This is a genomic window from Paraburkholderia fungorum, assembly GCF_046027605.1.
GTDB classification, from domain to species: domain Bacteria; phylum Pseudomonadota; class Gammaproteobacteria; order Burkholderiales; family Burkholderiaceae; genus Paraburkholderia; species Paraburkholderia fungorum_F.
On sequence record NZ_JAQQEF010000017.1, the window covers coordinates 96,802 to 115,309 of the forward strand.

The 18,508-nt window shown below is 62.2% G+C and carries 17 protein-coding genes; 5 read left to right on the forward strand and 12 right to left on the reverse strand.

The features are described 5' to 3' along the window. The 4 genes from PQR53_RS25555 (at nucleotide 1) to PQR53_RS25570 (ending at nucleotide 3,935) form a co-directional block, all read left to right on the forward strand. Entirely contained in the window at nucleotides 1–1,302 is a 1,302-nt protein-coding gene (locus PQR53_RS25555; RefSeq protein WP_408460153.1) for an MFS transporter, read from the forward strand. A gap of 48 nt (nucleotides 1,303–1,350) precedes the next feature. Next, nucleotides 1,351–2,292, forward strand: coding sequence for a glutamate cyclase domain-containing protein (locus tag PQR53_RS25560; RefSeq protein WP_408460155.1), 942 nt, complete (start codon nucleotides 1,351–1,353; stop codon nucleotides 2,290–2,292). 35 nt (nucleotides 2,293–2,327) lie between these two features. Further along, the gene (locus PQR53_RS25565) at nucleotides 2,328–3,428 is read left to right on the forward strand and encodes an alanine racemase (protein WP_408460158.1); all 1,101 of its coding nucleotides are present in this window, start codon (nucleotides 2,328–2,330) and stop codon (nucleotides 3,426–3,428) included. A 108-nt stretch (nucleotides 3,429–3,536) separates the two neighbouring features. Continuing rightward, the gene (locus PQR53_RS25570; protein ID WP_408460161.1) at nucleotides 3,537–3,935 is read left to right on the forward strand and encodes a RidA family protein; all 399 of its coding nucleotides are present in this window, start codon (nucleotides 3,537–3,539) and stop codon (nucleotides 3,933–3,935) included. Between the two features lie 50 nt (nucleotides 3,936–3,985). Here PQR53_RS25570 and PQR53_RS25575 read toward each other — a convergent pair whose 3' ends face one another. From PQR53_RS25575 to PQR53_RS25590, 4 genes are all read right to left on the reverse strand, one after another. Then, nucleotides 3,986–4,858: an amidohydrolase family protein gene (locus PQR53_RS25575; RefSeq protein WP_408460164.1), complete on the reverse strand. Its 873-nt coding sequence runs from the start codon at nucleotides 4,856–4,858 to the stop codon at nucleotides 3,986–3,988. Further along, the gene (locus PQR53_RS25580) at nucleotides 4,842–5,750 is read right to left on the reverse strand and encodes a polysaccharide deacetylase family protein (protein WP_408460167.1); all 909 of its coding nucleotides are present in this window, start codon (nucleotides 5,748–5,750) and stop codon (nucleotides 4,842–4,844) included. Before PQR53_RS25580 ends, PQR53_RS25575 begins: the two co-directional genes overlap by 17 nt. A 144-nt stretch (nucleotides 5,751–5,894) precedes the next feature. Then, entirely contained in the window at nucleotides 5,895–7,190 is a 1,296-nt protein-coding gene (locus PQR53_RS25585) for an MFS transporter (RefSeq protein WP_408460170.1), read from the reverse strand. Nucleotides 7,191–7,236: 46 nt separating this feature from the next. Further along, nucleotides 7,237–8,370: a porin gene (locus PQR53_RS25590; protein ID WP_408460173.1), complete on the reverse strand. Its 1,134-nt coding sequence runs from the start codon at nucleotides 8,368–8,370 to the stop codon at nucleotides 7,237–7,239. A 259-nt stretch (nucleotides 8,371–8,629) separates the two neighbouring features. Between PQR53_RS25590 and PQR53_RS25595 the strand changes: the two genes are divergently transcribed. Then, nucleotides 8,630–9,529 carry a LysR family transcriptional regulator gene (locus tag PQR53_RS25595; protein WP_408460175.1) on the forward strand — a complete coding sequence of 300 codons (900 nt, stop codon included), beginning with the start codon at nucleotides 8,630–8,632 and terminating at the stop codon, nucleotides 9,527–9,529. Nucleotides 9,530–9,604: 75 nt separating this feature from the next. On the opposite strand, the gene PQR53_RS25600 is transcribed toward PQR53_RS25595, so the two are convergent. The 8 genes from PQR53_RS25600 to PQR53_RS25635 all read right to left on the reverse strand — a co-directional run bounded on the left by PQR53_RS25600 (nucleotide 9,605) and on the right by PQR53_RS25635 (nucleotide 18,342). Next, complete coding sequence (locus PQR53_RS25600; protein ID WP_408460178.1) at nucleotides 9,605–10,693, reverse strand: ABC transporter ATP-binding protein; 1,089 nt, start codon at nucleotides 10,691–10,693, stop codon at nucleotides 9,605–9,607. A 45-nt stretch (nucleotides 10,694–10,738) separates the two neighbouring features. Then, nucleotides 10,739–11,503 carry an SDR family NAD(P)-dependent oxidoreductase gene (locus tag PQR53_RS25605; protein ID WP_408460325.1) on the reverse strand — a complete coding sequence of 255 codons (765 nt, stop codon included), beginning with the start codon at nucleotides 11,501–11,503 and terminating at the stop codon, nucleotides 10,739–10,741. 22 nt (nucleotides 11,504–11,525) lie between these two features. Further along, on the reverse strand, nucleotides 11,526–12,317 hold the full coding sequence (locus tag PQR53_RS25610) for an alpha/beta fold hydrolase (RefSeq protein ID WP_408460181.1): 792 nt from the start codon (nucleotides 12,315–12,317) through the stop codon (nucleotides 11,526–11,528). Further along, entirely contained in the window at nucleotides 12,317–13,663 is a 1,347-nt protein-coding gene (locus PQR53_RS25615) for an ABC transporter substrate-binding protein (protein WP_408460184.1), read from the reverse strand. The genes PQR53_RS25610 and PQR53_RS25615 overlap by 1 nt, the downstream gene beginning before the upstream one ends. Nucleotides 13,664–13,711: 48 nt before the next feature. Next, on the reverse strand, nucleotides 13,712–14,611 hold the full coding sequence (locus PQR53_RS25620) for a carbohydrate ABC transporter permease (protein WP_408460187.1): 900 nt from the start codon (nucleotides 14,609–14,611) through the stop codon (nucleotides 13,712–13,714). Beyond that, entirely contained in the window at nucleotides 14,608–15,546 is a 939-nt protein-coding gene (locus PQR53_RS25625; RefSeq protein ID WP_408460190.1) for a carbohydrate ABC transporter permease, read from the reverse strand. The genes PQR53_RS25620 and PQR53_RS25625 overlap by 4 nt, the downstream gene beginning before the upstream one ends. After that, nucleotides 15,543–17,006: an N-acyl-D-amino-acid deacylase family protein gene (locus tag PQR53_RS25630; RefSeq protein ID WP_408460193.1), complete on the reverse strand. Its 1,464-nt coding sequence runs from the start codon at nucleotides 17,004–17,006 to the stop codon at nucleotides 15,543–15,545. The genes PQR53_RS25625 and PQR53_RS25630 overlap by 4 nt, the downstream gene beginning before the upstream one ends. 394 nt (nucleotides 17,007–17,400) lie before the next feature. Beyond that, nucleotides 17,401–18,342 (reverse strand): MurR/RpiR family transcriptional regulator, encoded by a 942-nt coding sequence (locus PQR53_RS25635; RefSeq protein ID WP_408460196.1) that lies wholly within the window; start codon nucleotides 18,340–18,342, stop codon nucleotides 17,401–17,403. Between the last annotated feature and the right edge of the window lie 166 nt (nucleotides 18,343–18,508).

An 18,508-nucleotide genomic window follows, 5' to 3' on the forward strand; every position in this document is an offset into this window, starting at 1 on the left:
ATGAGCAGAGCACCTGCAGCAGTCGGGGCATACGCCCAGCCGAAGACATCGGTTCGCTGGAAGATTTTTCTCATCATGTTGTTGCTCGTCACGGTCAACTACATCGATCGTGCGTCCCTGTCAGTCGCGATGCCGATGATCGCAAGCGAGTTCACGCTGACGCCGGTCATGCAAGGGCTCATCATGAGTTCCTTCTTCTGGTCGTACACGCTGATGCAGATTCCAGGCGGCATGGCAGTCGACCGCTTCAAGCCGCGACTGGTCCTCGCGCTGTGCACGTTGCTCTGGGGTGCCTTCCAGGGTCTTGGCGCGTTGACGACCAATGCGATGGCCCTGCTCGCTACGAGGCTCGGGCTCGGTGTGGCAGAAGCGCCGGTGGCCTCGGCGGGCGGTGCGCTCAATGCGATGTGGCTCACGCAGCATGAACGGGTCCGTGGCGCATCGCTCATGGATGGCGGCTCGCCGCTCGGCGCAGCGCTTGGATCGGTGCTGATCACCTGGCTGATCGTCGTCGCGCACTCATGGCGCGCAGCATTCGCGATCGCCGGCGTCGGCACGGTTCTGTGCGGCATAGGCGCCTGGTATTACATCAAGAATCAACCGCGCGAACACGCCGGGGTCAATGAAGCCGAAGCGGAACACATCGAACAGGCCCGGCGCAAGGAAGATGAAAAGGAGGCGAAACACCTGTCGGGCAACTCGCTGGATTTCTTCAAGTATCGCTCCGTGCTGCTGATGTTCGTCGGCTTCATGTGTTGCACGACGCTTTACTACGGCCTGTTGACATGGATGCCCACCTATCTGCAGAAAGCGCAGGGCTTCAATATTCAACAGATGGGCGGCGCGAGCTTCGTGATCTTCTTCTCCGGCTTCGTCGGCGAACTCTTCGGCGCCTACGTCGCCGACAAGTGGCTCGCGAGCGGCGCCGCGCCGAACCGCGTGATGCGCACGATCTTCGGTATCGCCGGCGTGGTTGCCACGATTGCGGTGTTTTCAGTGGCCCATGCCACGAGCCCCACGATGGTCGTGATCCTGCTGTCCATCACGCTCTTCTTTCTGCGCTGGGGTGGTCTGTACTGGTCGATCCCCGCGATGCTCGCCTCGCGCAACAAGGTGGGCATGCTCGGCGGTCTGCTCAACTTCGGTGGGAATCTCGGCGGCATGGTGATCCCGATCGCGATCGGCGCGATCGTGCAATTCACGGGCTCCTATTTCCTCGCACTGATGTGTTTCGCCGCAATGGGCGTCGGCCTGCTGCTCTGTTCGATCGGAATCGATTATGAAACGAAGATCCCGGTCTGAGCGAAACGTCGCGCCTCGCATGAACAACGTTGCTACTGAGATTGGAAAATGGGAATAGCAAAAGTCGAAGACATCATTGGTCAAACCGTCCGGCGCGACATTGGCCGCATGAAGCAGTTCGTTGAGGGTCAGCTGGAAGCGGCCGCGCGTTCGATCATGAGCACGCCGAACGCCCACGTGGGTATCGTGACTGGCTTCTTCATCCGCAATGCCGTGCCGCCCTCGCCGGAGACGGACGGGCTGGGCGGCATGGCCCATCTGGCCGCCGCACTGTCGAACCTCGGCGTGCCGGTGACGGTGATCTCGGACGCGCCTTGCTGCAAGGCGGTCTGGGCCGTCACGACGGAATTGCCGAAAGACGTGGCGTTCGAGATCACCTCGGTGAGCGCGGCATCGGTCAAGTCGCTGAGAACCCGGTTAAGCGAGGCTGAACGTCCGATCACGCATATGATCGCGATCGAGCGGGTGTCGCCCGCGAGCGACGGCAAGCCGCACCGCGAGTACGGCGCGGACATGTCCGACGATACGGCTCCGCTGCATCTTCTGTTCGAGGATCCCGAGTGGTCGCGTCCGTGGGTCACGATCGGCATCGGCGACGGCGGCAACGAAATCGGCATGGGCGTGCTGCCCGAGGACATCGTCCATGACGACATTCCCAACGGTCCGTTGATCAGCGCAGCCATTCCCGCGGACTACCTGATCGTTTCCAGCGTCTCGAACTGGGGCGGCTGGGGATTGGTATCCGCGATGGCGATGGTCGCGCCGCGAGATGCGGCGGCACGGCTGCTCATCGATTTCACGCCGGAGCGAGACCGGGCGTATCTCACCGCGGCCGTCGACGTCGGGCAGGCAGTTGACGATAGCCGCATCGACCGCCCCGCGACGCCGAAGATGAGCGTCGACCGGCTGTCGTGGGAACAGCATGCACAAGTGCTGACCCAGCTCAGAGCGCACGTCGACGGATACCTCGCGGCACCGTCGCACTCGTGAGCACGCCGCCCTTTTTCCTCTCTTAACGCACCAACATGTCCGACCTTTCGAGTACCACTCTCAGACGTGCGCCGTCGTGGGCCGCCAGCTTGCCAGAAGAATTGCAGACGCCGTGTTTCATCGTCTCCGAGCGCGGCATCGTCGATAACCTGTATGCGACCGCCCGTGCATGTGGAGGCGTGGAACGGCTCATGCCGCATGTGAAAACGCATCGCGCCGGATGGATCGTCAAGCGGTTGATTCGCGAAGGCGTAACCGCGTTCAAGGCCGCTACCGTGGCGGAAGTGGCGATGGTGCTCGAGGCCGGCGCGAAACACGTCGTCTGGGCGTATCCGACCGTCAACCCCGCTCATATCCGCACCTTGCTTGCGCTGGCGCACGCTCATCCGGACGCACGGGTCGAAGCGCTCGTCGACTCGGCGGCAGGCGTAGCCGCGTGGCATCTCGCGACGAATGGGGCGCCGCCGGCCAATCTCGCGCTGCTCATCGATCTGGACCCCGGCATGGGCAGAACGGGCGCACCGATGGCAGCGGCGACGCTGCAATTGGCCCGTGAGCTGGCGGCAATCGGCTGCTTTGGCGGATGGCATGTCTACGACGGCCATATCCATGATCTCGACATTGCCACGCGCCGCACGCGGGTGGCCGCCATCGTGGAGAAAGTGACGGCATTGACGCGCGCAGCCGACGCAGACGGATTGTCGACGAGGCTCATCGCCGGGGGCAGCTATACGTTCGATCTGTGGCCGCGCACGCTCGCCAACTTCGTGTCCCCGGGCAGCTGGACCTATTCGAGCGCTCAACACGATCTGGACCTGGCTGCGCTCGGCTGGACGCCGAGCGCCTATGTACTGGCAACAGTGATTTCACGCAGCAGCACGACCGCCACGCTCGATGCGGGCTCGAAGGCGATCTCGCCCGACAAGCCGCTCGCCGAGCGCTTTCGCTGGGACGGCAAGATCGTCATGATGAGCGAAGAGCACGTCGTGGTCGAGAACACCGATCTGGCTGTCGGCGACCGGGTAATGTTATTGCCGCGTCACGCTTGCACGTCGGCTTATCTCTACCCCGCCGCGATGGTGCTTAGCACCGAAGGGTCGTGGGAAGTGCGTGAGCAACTCGGGAGCCGTCGATAGGCCGGGAGGTCCGCCGCGGCAGGCGTCGGATGAAGCGATACAACGCGACTTGCCACGCACGTCACGCGGCAAGTCGGACAAACACCCGATCAATGTGAAGGGAAAAACATGAACGACAGTGGCACGCGCCCCGCATTGCGTAGCGTCAATCCGGCCGACTTCAAACCAGGCGGATATTATTCGTCCGCGATGATAGCGGGCGACTTCGTTTTCCTGTCCGGCCAGACGCCGCGCGACGCCGACCGGAAGCTGATCGGCGAGTCGATCGAAGAGCAGACCCGTGCAACGCTCGCCAATGTCGAGCGGGTACTGGCCGCCGCCGGCGCGGGACTGGAGGATGTCGTCAAGGTCACGGTCTATCTGACCGACTTGACGCTCTTTAGCCGCTTCAACGCGCTCTATGCGAGCTGGTTTGGTCAGCACAAGCCGGCGCGAACGACCGTGGAAGCCGGTCTGCAAGGCGTGCTCATAGAGATCGACGTGGTTGCTTATATAGGTAAGCGCTGAACCAGGCGGTGCGGCGCGCGGTGCGCCGCACGCACACGCACGCACGCACGCTAAAAGCCGTAAAGCCTTGCGGGATTCTCAACGAGAATTCGATGCCGCGTCGATTCATCGGGTATCCACATTGCCAGATCATCCAGCAAGTGGGCTGCGTCCGGCTTGTTGTCAGCCGCTTGCGTCGGATGAGGCCAGTCGGATCCCCACAGCGTCCTGTCCGCCGCAAGCTGGGCAAACCTGAGCGCGACCATGCCGGCATCGGCGTAGACCGGCGCTCCGCTGCGCGACACGAGATAGGGGCCGCTTAATTTCACCCAGGTACGGCCGTTGGCCAGCAACGCCTCGACCATTCGAAACGCGGCATGCTCCGCGCCGCCCGGTTGCGGGATCTGCCCCATATGATCGATCACGAGCGGCGACGACAGACTCGCGAGCAACTGCTGGTGCGCGAGTAGCTGCGCCGCGGTGGCATTGACCTGAATGTGCCAACCGAGCGGTTCGATCCGCTTCGAGAGCGGTTCCATCATCGATACCGTGACGCCGACCAGGTATTCAAGGTTAAAGCGCAACCCGCGTACACCCCTATCGTGAAGACTGGCCAGCTCACCGTCAGTCACGGTGACGGGCACGGTCGCGATACCGCGCGCGGTCTGTCCGAACTGCGACAGCGCATCGAGCAGGCAACGGTTGTCGTTGCCATACGTAGACGGTTGAACGACGACGTGCCGCTCGACACCCAGCCTCCGCTGCAGCGCGCGATAGTCGGCGACCGTCGCGTCGGGCGGCTGCAATTGCGCTGACGGATCGACTGGATACCGCGCATCGTAGATGTGGTGATGACTATCGGTCGCCTTCGGCGGAACCGGAAAGCGCGGCTGCCCGGTACCGCTTTCGCCGCCGCGCTCACCGAATTCATGTCGGTTGTGCATGTTCACGCGCCCATTCGACAACATCGCGGTGCGTCGCGAACCAGACGCCCGGTAACGACTGCGCATGCCGGATGATTTCTTCGAGGATCCATATCCTCGAGCGGTAACCGGTGACGTGCGGATGCATCGTCAACTGGAAGATGCCACCCTCCGCATAAGCCGCGTCGAACTCGCGGCGAAAGATCTCGTAGACGTCGGCCGGCGACGTATAAGGCCGCACCGCCTCGAAGCGGTTCATGATCAGATACGCGCCGTCGTCGCGAATCCATTCGACCGGCAGTTCGACGAGACCGCTCGGCACGCCGTCTTCGAGCAGCTCGTAGCAGTCGACGTCGGCCATCAACGACGAGTCGTAGCGCAAGCCCATCTCGCGCGCGATCGAAAGCGTATGCGGGCTGAAATCCCATGACGGCGTACGCATGCCCACCGGACGCTGCCCGGCGATGGTCTCGAGCGTATCCGCCGAGCGTAGCAACAGATCGCGTTCCGCCTCATGGGGGAGTATCGAGTTCAGTTCATGAATCCAACCATGCAAGCCGATTTCGTGGCCGTCGCCGATGATGCGCTGGGCCTCTTCCGGATGCAAAAGCGCAGTGACCGCCGGGACAAAGAATGAAGCTGGCACGGCATATTTGCGCAGCACGTCGAGAATGCGCGGCATGCCGGCGCGGCTGCCGTACTGCCCCCAACTGAGCCGGCCGATCGACTTGCCGCCCTCGCGCAATTCGCTGGTTTCGTGGTCGCAATCAAATGAAAGCGCCACCGCGCAGCGCGCGCCAGCGGGCCATGCATTGGGACGAAGCGCGCGTCCCGCCCGCACCTGGTCGACCAGCTTGCGCCAATGGGCTTCGGGCCATTGCCATGGCTGGCCGTACGAGTCATCTGGGTTCATCAAAACGTCCTTACTGATGGTTGTTAACTTAAGACCGGGCAGCGCTCAGGTCATTCGAATCAATCGGCGAGTCACCCGCAGCGGAGGGTCGAGCAGGTGCGATGCCCGCCACGACATCCGGAACCGCTTCGGGTATCGCAGACCTCATACAGGCAGCTTCTTCTCGTAGTCGATGCCGAGCGAGCAGAGCAGCAAGCCGACACCGGTCGCCGCAAAGAACATCATGGCGAGAAAATACGAACCGGTCGCCTGGACAATCCCGCCGACCAGAATCGGCGCGCCAATGCCGCCGACCGCCGCCCCCAGGTTCAGAAAACCACCGAGCGCGCCGACCTTGTTGCGCGTGGCAAGCAGGGGCGGAATGCACCAGTACAGATTGCCCCAGCGCAAGAAGAAAACCGTACACGAGAGGAGCGCGACGACCAGTGTCGCGCTGGACAAGTAAGCCACCGAAAACACCGAGACGGTGGCAATCACGCCGGCCGTGCCGAAAATCGTCCGCAACACTGTGTTCGGCCTGCCGCCCGCCGCCAGCCACTTATCGGCAATCCACGCGCCAACGAGTTCCCCGGCGAAGCCGGAAAAGTAAATGATGAAACTCGACCCACCCATCTGACGGATATCGAGGCCGTGCTCCCTGATCAGATAGCTCGGCATCCAGGTGAGCAATCCGTTGAACAACGTGTTGCAGCACATGAAGCCGAAGAACATGAGCAGGAAAGAGCGGTACTTCAGAAAATCGATTGCGCGCCCGGATGCGTTGGCCGGCTCGCGCTCGAGTTCTTCCTCGTGCGAACGCTCGATGAACGACGCTTCTTCTTCGTTGACCGCCGGATGCTCACGCGGATGATTACGGATAAAGAACCAGGCCACGACGCCGGCCAGCGTCGTGGCGACACCGGCAACCAGAAACGCGAGGCGCCACGAGCCCATGAGTCCGATCAACGCGGAGATCAACAACGATCCCACCGCTGCGCCTAGGGGCGCGCCGCCGTCCATCAGCGACGCGCCCCTTGTGCGTTCGTTGCGCGTTAGCCAGAGGGCATTGAGCTTACCGCCGGCGGGCGCGATCGACGCCTCGGAGAAGCCGAGACCGAGGCGCATCAGCAGCAGTGAAGCAGCATTCGTGCAGAATCCCGCGCCGGCCTGAAAGCATCCCCAGACGAGCGTCGCAACCGTGATCACGATGCGCGGCTTGAAGCGGTCGACCAGCATGCCCGACGGAATCTGCATGATCGTATACGACCAGAAGAACGAACTCAGAATCAAGCCTTGCACCACCGGCGAGAGCGAGAACTCCTTCGAGATCAGCGGCATCGCGACCGACAGCGAAGCGCGGTCCACGTAGTTGATTGTGATCAGCACGAGCAGGAACCAGAAGATCCTCCATCGAACCGATGATTTACGGCCGCGCGCCAGCGCTACGATTCTCGTGTTCATATTCGCTTCCCCCGCTTCAATAGTGGTTGCCGCTCAAGCCGTGCTGTCAAAATCTCACACGCAGGGCCGCACGCGCGACCCATTGCGTCGTCGTGCTCGATTCCGACCCCGGGAAGCCTTGGTAGATATCCGCGTTCGCTCCGCCGGCAGCCTTCTGATATGCCGCGTTCAGGTAGACGTCGGTGCGTTTGGAGAGGGCGTAGTCCGCCAGCAGGTTGATCTGGTTGTACTTGGGTCTCGCGCCGTTGTAGTCCACCTTGGCTTCCGTGAACGTATAGCCGGCGCCCAAAGTCGTCACTGGCGTCACGTGGTATTGCCCCCAGATTTCATAGTTGCTGAAGGTGACCGTGTTACCTACCACGCCGCTCGCATCCTCAAACCGTGTGTTGGTGTACGCCAGGGTGACCCGCGCCGGCCCGACCGTGTACGCGCCGCCCACGCCAATATTCTGCATGTTGCCCGGATTGCCGACGTAGCCGAATGCGCCTTCGCCGTTCGACACGCCCGGTATGGCGTTCGGCTTGAAACCACCGTCCGCAAACTGTTGCGCGGGGTTGGTCGCGTAAAAGTACGCGGCGCCAAGGTAGAACGGACCGTTGCGATAATCCGCGCCGGCGCCGATCGTGCTCTCCTTCCGGAAGTCGCCCGCGACGCCGCCGAATGCGTACATCGCTTCGGCCGTCAATCCTCCCCAGGTCGGCGTGACATACTTGACGGAGTTGTTCACGCGAAAAGCATTGTCTGTGTTGTCGATATCGCTCGGGTGCGAAAACAGGCCACCCCATTGGCCATTAGAGGTGGTCGGGCCAATGATGTCGACAATCGGGTCATACTGACGGCCAAGTGTCAGCGTGCCCCAGCGTTGATTAGCCAGGCCGACGTAGGCCTGGCGGCCGAATTCCAGACCACCCTGCCCGAGCCCGCCGGTAGAAACGTTGAAGCCGTTTTCCAACTGAAAGATCGCTTTGGTGCCGCCGCCGAGATCCTCGCTGCCTCTCAAACCCCATCTGCTACCGCCCTCGACGCCACTTTGCATGGCCCATTGACTGTGGCCGGCCGAGTTGCTGACGTAGGTCAGGCCCTCATCTATCATCCCGTACAACGTAACGCTGCTTTGCGCAAACGCGGGAATTGCGAACGCGTTCGAAAGTGCGAGAGCGAGCAGTGACTTCCTTATCATAAGGATTCCAAATTCATGGTCAGAGGTTTTATATGCCGATCTTGTGATAAACCGCGCACCACTTCGTATCTCGAGACCGGGGAGTGTCAGATTGCGCGCGGGGCAATCGGAGCCTGCGGACTGTCTTGCTGAAAAATGCCCGACAACTCATTACATTCCGGTGTCAGAGAGGCAACCGAAGAGTGCACCGAGTATACGAACGCAATTTTTCCGGGAGATAATCAAAGTTAGCGAGACCATCTGATAGAAACCTTCGATCATGCGTATTTCTCTGCAGCAAATTGAGACCTTTTACTGGGTGGCGCGGTTGGGTGGGTTTCATGCGGCGGCGCGCCATCAGCACCTCACGCAGCCGACCATCTCGGCACGCGTCCAGGAGTTCGAAGAACATCTCGGCGTGCAGCTCTTCACGCGCAGCCGGACGCGCTCCGAGCTCACGCTCGCAGGCCGTGACGCGCTCGCCAATGCGGAACAGGTGCTGAAGCTCGCCGAAAAACTCGAACAGATTGCGAAGCGTACTGATCCCATGTACGGGCTATTACGTCTTGGCGCAATCGAGTCGATCGCCCACGCCGGGCTTGCCGATCTACTGACGCAACTCAAGACGCGATACCCGCACATGAAGATCGAACTCACGATCGATGTGGGTGTCGCACTCGGACGCAAGCTTGGTGCGCACGAACTCGACATAGCGATACTGAACGATTCCACCGACGCGCCTCACGTGGTCGAGACCGCGATCGGCTACACCGATCTGCACTGGGTTGCGTCGCCGCAACTCGTGCCCAACAACCAGGTCACCCCTCACGATCTTGCATCGGTGCCGATCATCACCGTCTCACAACCGTCGTCGAACCATTCCCTGGTGATGAACTGGTTCCGCAGCGCCGGTTGCAATCCCGACAACATCAGCTCATGCAATTCGCTGTCGATGATGTCGCGGCTGGTCGCCGCCGGACATGCGGCGGCCGTGTTGTCGCCCGCGATAATGCGCGCGGAGATCGATTCCGGGCTGATTCACGTGCTGAACACTGAAAGGCCGATCACTCAGCAAGGGTTCTTCGTCGCCTATCAGGAAGAGTGTCTTAGCGGCGCGGATACCATCGTGGAGCTGGCAAAAGAGGTGCTCACGCGTAGTCGCGTGCTGATTCCGGGGTAGTCGGCGGGCGGGCGCGGACTATGACGTGCCGTACTGGGCAAGACCGGCGTACGGCGTGTTCATCATGCGTGTTCATCAGGACAGGGAGCGGTCAAGTTCGCTCAGACGCCGGCCGGTTTCGGCGTCGAACAGGTGGACGGCGTCCGGTAGCGGCGCAATGCACAGACGCTCTCCCGGTCGCGCGAGAACGCGTTCGCGAAACTCACAGACGATCTCGTCGCTGCCGTAACGGACATTGACCTGAGTGGCCGATCCGGTCGTCTCGACGACTACGACTTCGGTCGGCGTGCCATCCGCCGTCGTGACGAAATGCTCGGGACGAATCCCGAGGATCACCGGTCTCGAACGATCTGCCGTGAGTTGGCGGCCGAGGCGAACCGTCAAGCCGCTATCGGAACGGAACACGGTTTCCCTGTCGCCATCGACAAGCGCGCCGCGCAGGAAATTCATTGCCGGCGAGCCGATGAACCCTGCGACAAACACGTTGCGCGGCTGATCGTAAACTTCGAGCGGCGCGCCCACCTGTTCGACGACACCGTCGCGCATCACCACGATCCTGTCGGCCAGCGTCATCGCCTCGACCTGATCGTGCGTGACGTAGACGGTCGTCGTCCGCAGGCGTTGATGAAGCTGCTTGATCTCCGTGCGCATGGCGACGCGTAGTTTGGCATCGAGGTTCGACAGCGGCTCGTCGAACAGGAAGACTTGCGGATCACGCACGATCGCCCGTCCCATCGCGACGCGCTGGCGTTGCCCGCCGGAGAGCTGGCGAGGATAACGCTCAAGAAGCGGATCGAGTGCGAGAATCTCGGCGGCACGCCTGACTCGCCGCTCGATTTCAGCCTTCGGGACGTTGCTGATCTTGAGCGAGAACCCCATGTTCTGCCCAACCGTCATGTGCGGGTAAAGCGCGTAGTTCTGGAACACCATCGCCATGTCGCGGTTTTTGGGCGACATGTCGTTCACTACCTGCCCCGCCACGCGGATCTGTCCGGACGTGATGTCCTCGAGGCCCGCGATCATCCGCAGCAGCGTCGACTTGCCGCAGCCGGAAGGACCCACTAGCACCGCAAATTCTCCATCAAGGATATCCACGCTGATATCTTGAATGACGGAGTGAGAGCCATAGGACTTTTTAACGTTGTGGATGCTGAGGTTTGCCAAAGGGATGACTCCGGGAATGGGTGGATGAATGGCGGGACGCTCGCGTCAAGGCATCAGCAGACCGCCATTGACCTCGACGACCTGGCCGGTCACGTAGCCGCTCAACTGATCCGAGCACAGGTAAAGGAAGGTTCCGACGCAATCCTCCGGATCGCCTATACGACCCATCGGGATCTGCGTCGCGGTGGCCTTCAGTTGTTCGGGCGAGGTGACTCGCTCTTGCAAGTCGGTCATGATCACCCCGGGCGAGACGACATTCACCCTGATGCCTTCGGGCGCGACTTCCTTTGCGATCGAACGCGAAAATGTCGACATGAATGCCTTCGCGCCGGCATACACGGCCGAGCCTTGACCACCGCCAGTGCGCGCCGCGACGGAGCTGACGTTGATGATATTGCCGCCGCTCTTCTGACTGCGAAACTGGCGCACGGCCGCGCGGCATGCAACGAACACAGGCCGCACGTTGATCGCCATATGGCGCTCGAAGAGCTCATCGGGAAACTCCGCAATGCCGACGCGCGAGATCTGGTCGCCGGCATTGTTGATCAACACGTCCAGCCGCCCGAAGGTCTCGACCGTTTCCTGGATCAGCCGCTCGGCGGTGCCGTGCAGCGCGATGTCGCCCTCCACGATGCGCGCGGTACCGCCCTGCTGCTCGATGTCGGCGGCCACGGCCTCGGCTTGCGCGCGTCCGCTGCGGTAATGAACCATCACTTTCGCACCACGGGCACCGAGGCCGCGTGCCACCGCCGCGCCAATTCCGCGGCTCGCACCGGTCACGAGGCAGACCTTGCCTGCAATCTCATTCAGAATCATCTACGTTCTCCGTGGTTCAGGATGCGCTCCGGTCGGCGACCGGTTGAGCGACGCGTGCGGCGAGCAGGAAAGGCAGCGCAACGTCATGAAATGCGTCCGGCTGCTCGAGTTGCGGCGTATGACCTGCATCCTCGATGACTGCCAACGCGGCGCCTGCAATCCTTGCCTGCATCTCTGCTCCGTGCTCGGGCGTGCGCGCGCGGTCGTGCCGACCCTGGACGATCAGCGTCGGAACCCGGATGGAGGAGAGTTGGTCGAGCGTGTTATTCAATGCGTTGGAGCGTGCTGCATCGATGGCGGCGGCCTGCGTGGCGCTCAGCGCGATGCTGCGGAACTTCGCCAGATCAGGAGCCGATGGAGGGCGGAGAAAGAACCCGTTCACGATGGGCTCGATCGCGGTTTCGTCCCAGGGCGCGGCCGCCATGACGTCGGCCTTCGCGAGCGCCGCGGCGGGGTCTGCGGCCATCGCGCCCGTCGCGACGAGCAGCAGGCGCGACACGCGTTCCGGGTAGCGCAACACGAACTGCTGCGCGACGACGCCTCCCATGGAGCCACCGATCAACGTGACGCGGGACAGGCCGCGTGCATCGAGCAGACGCGCGACCGAGTCCGCCAGCGCGGCCATCGTGTACGGACCGGGTTCGCCCGCCGACGCGCCGAAGCCCGGTAGATCGGGTGCGAGACACGGAACGCCGGCGGCGGCGAGCCGATCGGCAGTCGGCTCCCAGTAGGCCGACGACTGACAGAACCCGTGCAGGAAAACGGCGGGCGTACCGGCACCGTCGCGCTCGAGGGTGAAATTGCTCATTAACTCGCCTCTTTCTTCAGTTGTTGCGCTTTTTGCGCCGACGCGGTCAATGCCGCGATCGGCGTGATCTGCCGCATTAACACAGCCTGAATCTGCTGCTGCGTAAAGCGGTCCCATTCGCTGTACCAGGTCGTGCCGATGTTCTCGCGAATGCGCGCATTCGCCATTTGCTGCTGGATGATCGCCGGCTCGTAGCCCAACTGTTTCTGCGAAGCCTCGATCTGTGGATCACTGTCGAGCGGCTTGAACGGATACCCTACCCCGTACTTGAGATACCACGTCTGGGCGGATGAGTACTGGCCCTTGGCATCCTTGCCGCCAAGGAAATACATCAGGCGCCAGGCCGCGTCGCGCGCTTTGGTCTGGGAACTCATGCCATACAGGCGCGCCCATCCCATCGGTCCTTTGCCGACATCCGTCACGGCTGGAAAGCGCGTCATGCGAATGTTGCCGGCGCGCTTGCTGTACTGCGGATTGTTGGAGCGAGGAAAGACGTTGCCGACGTTGGACGTGAAGATGCCCTGACCGCTCAGGTAAGCGTCGCGTACCTGGGTGTCGTCGAGTTCGAGGCCACGCGGGTCGAGGATCTGCCAGCTATGCATCGCATCGACCATCCATTGCAGGACCGTCAGCGCCGTCTTGTCTTCATTGGGAAACACGGGGTCCATCGCAGGATTGAACAGATGCCCGCCGGAGGCGAGCACCATGGACCAGAATTCGCTCAGCCCGTCCACGTTCGTTTTGTAGCCCTTCAGGATCGGGTACTGGGCGATGCCTGCTTTCTTGACCTCAAGGGCCGCGTTCTTGAGCTGGTCGAGCGTGACCGGTGCCGCTTTGACGCCGGCCTTGGCGAGCGCGGCACGGTCGTAGATGTAGACGTAGATGTCGCCGTAGTAGGGTGTGCCGTATTGTTTGCCCTTGTAGAAGAGCGCCTCGCGGTCGAACGGAAAGATGTCGTGGTTCAATTCATTGAGCTTCGGCAAGCCGTCGATCGGCTGCAACCAGCCCGCGTCGGCCCACGCGCCCAGGTCTATGTCGCGTACATAGAACGCGTCCGGTTGGGAGCCGGCATTGAACAGGGCGATCATCTTCTCGCTGTATAACTGCATGTCGAGCGGCGTGTAGTTCACCTTGATGTCGGGATTCTCGGCCATGAACTGCTGTAGCCGCTGCTCGACCACCTGTGGCTCGAAGGCCCAGCCGGCGAATCGCACCGAAACGTCGGCCGCGCGCGCCGGCGACATCAGCCCGAAGCCGCCGAGCGCCGCGCCGGTGCCGGCGAGCGCGGACATCGTGAGAAATCGACGGCGGGACAACGCAGGATAGGAATCTTCACTGGACGACATCGTGGTCCTCCTTGAGGCCATGAGATTGCATTGAATGGATTGCCATAATCAGTCCTTCACGGCACCGCTTGTCAGTCCCTGGACGATCAGCCGCTGGAACAGGAATGCCAGGGCCAGTGGCGGGATGATGGCCAGTACGCCGCCCGTGGCCATCAGCGTGCGCTGCGTCGTCACGTCGGTGGCGAAGCCCGCGACGACGACCGGCAATGTCTTCGACGCCGTCGTGCTCGTCAGGATCACGGCAAACAGGTAGTCGTTCCACGCGGTCATGAAGGCAAACATAGCCGAAGAGACGAGACCGGGCATGGCGACGGGCAGCAGCACCTTGACGAGCATCTGAAACCAGCTGCACCCGTCCATCAGCGCGGCTTCTTCGAGCGAGCGCGGGATAGTCTGAAAGTAGTTCTTCAGCAGCCAGATCGTGAACGGCAACGTGAAGGTCACATACGTGATGATCAGCGCGGACAGGTGGTCCAGCATCCCGAGATTCTTGAGCGTCAGATAGAGCGGCACGATCAGCGCGATACCTGGGACCATGCGCGAGCCAAGATAAACACCGAGCAGTGCGCCCTGCCCGCGAAAACGCAAACGAGCGAGGCTGTAGCCGGCGAGCGTGCCAAGCACCAGGTTGACCGCGGCCGTACCGAGCGCGGCGATCAGCGAGTTCAGCATGCCTGGAAGCATTTCTTCGGCAGCACGGCCGCCAACGATCGCGCTCGTTCCCGACGGATGAAAGAACATCTTGTAGTGCTCGAGCGTCGGGTGCCGGGGAATCCACTGCGTGGGCACGGTCAGCGCGTCACGCTCGTGCATGAAACTCGTCAGCAGCAACCAGCAGAACGGCGCGAGGATGTAGATCGCGACGGCGATACCCGCCACGACCAGGAACACTGTGCGCCGCGATTGGCGGCCGGCAGGGGTGAACAACGGGTGTAGAAGAGCGCTCATGCTTCAAAGTCCCCACGTCCGTACAGCACTCGGAAATAGGCCAGGGCAAGCCCCAGCGTAATCAGGCTTACCAGCCAGGCGTAGGCGTTCCCGTGGCCGAAATCGAGGTTATCGAAAGTGGTGAGGTAGGTCTGCCACGTGAGCGTGGTGGTGGCCGTGCCGGGGCCGCCCGCGGTCAGGACATAAATGATGTCGAACGCCCGGAGCGCGGACATCGTCTGCAGGATCAATACGACGAGCAGCGACTGCGAAAGCCAGGGCAAGGTGATGTACCGGAACAGCTGGAACCTGCTGGCGCCGTCCATGCCGGCCGCCTCGTAAAGCTCCGCGGGGATCCGCTGCAACGCGGAGAGCAACAGGATCACAGCGAGCGGCAACAGGCTCCAGACTTCCGAGAACACGAGCGCGAGCAAAGCCGAGGTGGGCGTCGACAACCAGCCGCGATACTGGTCGATCAGGCCGAGGCTGACCAGCAGGCCGTTGAGCGCGCCCACCTTGGCGTCATAGATCCATTGCCACATCAGGCCATTCACCACGGGCGGAATGGCCCACGGCAGCAGGACCAGCGTGCGCACCAGCGCGCGGCCGGGAAACTCACGGTTGAGCAGAAGCGCGATCAGGATGCCGAACACCACCACCAGCAGAACCACCAGCACCGTGTACACGGCGGTGATCCGCAGGGCGGTCCAGAATTCGGACGACTGCAGTATGTCGCTGTAGTTCGACAGGCCGACGAACTTGAAAGCCCGCGGACGCTGGAGGTTGTACCGGTGCAGGCTGATCCACGCCGAGTAGGCGATCGGGAACGCGGAAAGCAGGACGATCGCGAGGAGCGCCGGTGTGTTGAGCAGCCAGGCGAACGCGCGGCAATCGTAGCCGATACGTTTGCTGCGAAGGCGCGGGTTGCCGGACGATACCGATAGTGACAGTCTCATGAGCGGGTCCCCAGACGCAGGAACCTGCCGGCCCGAATGCCGGTAGGACCTTGTGCGTCGTAAGTCATCGAGCCGCTCACCATGACGCTGTCGATCCCGGCGGCGGGCGTGGTCGGCTGCGCGTAGGTGGCGCGGTCAATCACGAACTCCGGATCGAACACGACCAGATCCGCGTGCTTGCCGACCGCGATCGCGCCGCGATCCAGCAGATTGAAACGGTGTGCGGACAGACCGGTCATGCGATGCACCGCTTCCTCCAGCGTGAACAGACCCAGCTCGCGGGAGTAATGGCCTAACACGCGCGGAAAGGTCCCCCACAGGCGCGGGTGCGGATGACGATCGTGCGGCAGCCCGTCTGAGCCGATCATGGTCGCCTCGTATTGCAGGACGCGGCGCACGTCGTCCTCACGCATCTGGAAATAACTCGCGCCACCCGGCTGGAGACGCTCACAAGCTTCTTTCTGGGTGCATTGCCACTCGTGCGCGATGTCGGCCAGTGAGCGCCCGCTCATTGCGGGGTAAGGCTCGGACCACGTCACCATGATGTCGATGATGTCGTCCACCAGGTCCGGTCGCAAAATGGTCGAACCGGCGACGTAAGGGTACGCGTCGAGGCCGATCGGCTGCGTGCGCCGCGCGGCGTCGATGTGGGCGAGTGTTTCGACGGAGCGCCCCCAGTTGGTCGGCCCGGCGCACTTGTGATGGGAGATCACCACGGGCAGAGCGGCATCTCGCCCGGCCGTGAACGCTTCGTCCAGCGACGCGATCACGTCCTCGGCTTCGTTGCGGATATGCGCGGTATAAATGCCGCCGGCTTCGGCGGCGATACGCGCCAGCAGCGTGACCTCGGCAACGTCCGCTGCCGCGTTGGTGTCGTAGAAGAGACCCGTGCTGAGGCCCGTCGCACCCGCGGCCATCGCTTCGCGCATCAGGTCCGCCATCTTCGTCTGTTCCGCGTCTGTCGCGGCGCGGTAAGGATCGTCCATTGTCGCGACGCGCAAGGTCGAGTGGCCGACGAGGGCCGCGACATTGACCGCCGGACGTGCGGCGTCGACGGCTTGCGCATAGGCCTTCATCGTTGGAAAGACGTGCTTGCCGGAACCGCCCAGCAAGGTCAGCGGCGGCGGCACGTTCGGGTGCACGAGCGGCGCGAGACTGATCCCGCAATTGCCCACCACAACGGTGGTCACGCCCTGGCTTATCTTGGACAGCATCTGCGGCGCCGACAGGACGGATTCGTCGTCGTGGGTATGCACATCGATAAAGCCGGGCGCGACGACGCGCCCGGACGCGTCGATGCACGTCGCCCCGCGCAGCCCGAGATCCGCACCGATCTCGCTGATGCGGCCGTTTTCGACGCGCACGTCGGCGCGAAAACGCGACGCTCCGCTACCGTCGATCACGAAGCCGCCCTGAAACAGCCAATGCGTGGAGCCGTGCGCTTCCGGTGTTCCGTTCATAGGTCCAATTTCGCCAAGGCAAATGATGCTGTGGATGAGATGTAAGTAAATTTCACCTTCAGGGCCCGGTATCGTCGCTATGCGCCGCCAAACAAAGAACCACATCCGCTTGGTCGCCAGCCCGGCATTTCACAGACCCAGCACAAAACACACTGCAATTTCGCTGTTTACGACAGTAAATTAATTTGTATTCCTATTGAAATGGAGCAAACCTGCATCGGCCTGCCGTCACCCGCTCCCACATGGCAATGCGGTTTAGGTGTAACTAAATTTCATGACCAAGGGTAAAGCTTTGGTCCTTTGATGTCAAAAAGGAAAAAAATAAATTTGTGGAGGGGTGCTGGGCAATCACGGCGGAGGGCCGCGGGGAGCCGTTTCGCCGGGGTAGACGTACTTATTTGCCGCCGAGCGCGTCGCGCTCCGCTTCTGACCAGGCGCGCTGCAACGCCGGGTGCACGTCGCTATCGACACCCCTCTCGCGCAGCACGGACCGGACTCGCTTGAGCCGCTCGAGCGCCGACGGGCCGAGTCGCAAGCCAACCCCGACCATCAGAACCTCGATGAGTATCTGGCCGGCAAGATATGCCTCCGTGCCCACCCGCGCAGCGGCGTCCTCGGGCACGATCATGCCGATCGGAATCGTGCACTGCTTCGCAAGCGGTGTGTCGGGCCGGGTAATGCCGATTACCGTCGCGCCCTGCTCACGCGCGAGCGCCACGGCTTCCAGCAAGGTCGGCATGCGTCCGACGTGTGAAATCGCGAGTACGACGTCGCGAGGCGACAGCGCTGCTGCCGAGATGACTTGCATATGCGGATCGAAATAGGCGTTCGATGTGAGACCGAGGCGAGCAAAGCGCGACTGGGCGTCGTTGGCGAGAAAAGTCGACACGCTGCCCACGCTATAACAGTCGATCCGGTTGGCCGCAGCAAGCTTCTCGATGGCGTGACCGATCGTGTCGGCGTCGAGCTGGCTCTCAAGACCGGTCAGCACGGCGGCGGCTCCGTACAGGATTTTGTGGACGATGCTTGCTACGTCATCTTTGGCGTTGACCGCTCGATGAAGGTACGGCGTGCCTACCGCCAGGCTCTGCGCAAGTTGCAGCTTGAAGTCGCTCAACCCTTCGAAGCCCACGGCGCGGCAGAATCGAACGACGGTCGGTGCGCTAACCCCGGCGCGGTGCGCAATCTCCGCGACATTGGCTCGCACCGACCACTCCGGCTCGGCCAGTATCGCCTGCCCCACCAGTTGCTGCGCGTCAGGCAGGGAGTCTGAAATCGCCCGGATTCTCGCCAGAGTGTCGGTCGTGGAGTGAGGTACTACCTGTAGGTTATCCATGCTTCAGTTCGCTGATTTTGCGCGCATGTTTGACGTCCCGCACGCAGTTTTCCGGGCAACGTTTTTACACTCAGTGTAAACAAATTTCACCCATGCCAGAAAGAATACTTGGAAGGCAGCTCTGTGGGCGCTTGCAACCGAGAGTTGCGACGTTGGGAGAAACTAG

What these genes read in the sequence shown, in the direction of transcription:
- PQR53_RS25590 (WP_408460173.1), bottom strand. Translation starts at nt 8,370, where the DNA reads ATGATAAGGAAGTCACTGCTCGCTCTCGCACTTTCGAACGCGTTCGCA.
- PQR53_RS25630 (WP_408460193.1), bottom strand. Translation starts at nt 17,006, where the DNA reads ATGAACGGAACACCGGAAGCGCACGGCTCCACGCATTGGCTGTTTCAG.
- PQR53_RS25595 (WP_408460175.1), top strand. Translation starts at nt 8,630, where the DNA reads ATGCGTATTTCTCTGCAGCAAATTGAGACCTTTTACTGGGTGGCGCGG.
- PQR53_RS25585 (WP_408460170.1), bottom strand. Translation starts at nt 7,190, where the DNA reads ATGAACACGAGAATCGTAGCGCTGGCGCGCGGCCGTAAATCATCGGTT.
- PQR53_RS25620 (WP_408460187.1), bottom strand. Translation starts at nt 14,611, where the DNA reads ATGAGCGCTCTTCTACACCCGTTGTTCACCCCTGCCGGCCGCCAATCG.
- PQR53_RS25565 (WP_408460158.1), top strand. Translation starts at nt 2,328, where the DNA reads ATGTCCGACCTTTCGAGTACCACTCTCAGACGTGCGCCGTCGTGGGCC.
- PQR53_RS25625 (WP_408460190.1), bottom strand. Translation starts at nt 15,546, where the DNA reads ATGAGACTGTCACTATCGGTATCGTCCGGCAACCCGCGCCTTCGCAGC.
- PQR53_RS25560 (WP_408460155.1), top strand. Translation starts at nt 1,351, where the DNA reads ATGGGAATAGCAAAAGTCGAAGACATCATTGGTCAAACCGTCCGGCGC.
- PQR53_RS25570 (WP_408460161.1), top strand. Translation starts at nt 3,537, where the DNA reads ATGAACGACAGTGGCACGCGCCCCGCATTGCGTAGCGTCAATCCGGCC.
- PQR53_RS25575 (WP_408460164.1), bottom strand. Translation starts at nt 4,858, where the DNA reads ATGCACAACCGACATGAATTCGGTGAGCGCGGCGGCGAAAGCGGTACC.
- PQR53_RS25610 (WP_408460181.1), bottom strand. Translation starts at nt 12,317, where the DNA reads ATGAGCAATTTCACCCTCGAGCGCGACGGTGCCGGTACGCCCGCCGTT.
- PQR53_RS25615 (WP_408460184.1), bottom strand. Translation starts at nt 13,663, where the DNA reads ATGTCGTCCAGTGAAGATTCCTATCCTGCGTTGTCCCGCCGTCGATTT.
- PQR53_RS25555 (WP_408460153.1), top strand. Translation starts at nt 1, where the DNA reads ATGAGCAGAGCACCTGCAGCAGTCGGGGCATACGCCCAGCCGAAGACA.
- PQR53_RS25580 (WP_408460167.1), bottom strand. Translation starts at nt 5,750, where the DNA reads ATGAACCCAGATGACTCGTACGGCCAGCCATGGCAATGGCCCGAAGCC.
- PQR53_RS25635 (WP_408460196.1), bottom strand. Translation starts at nt 18,342, where the DNA reads ATGGATAACCTACAGGTAGTACCTCACTCCACGACCGACACTCTGGCG.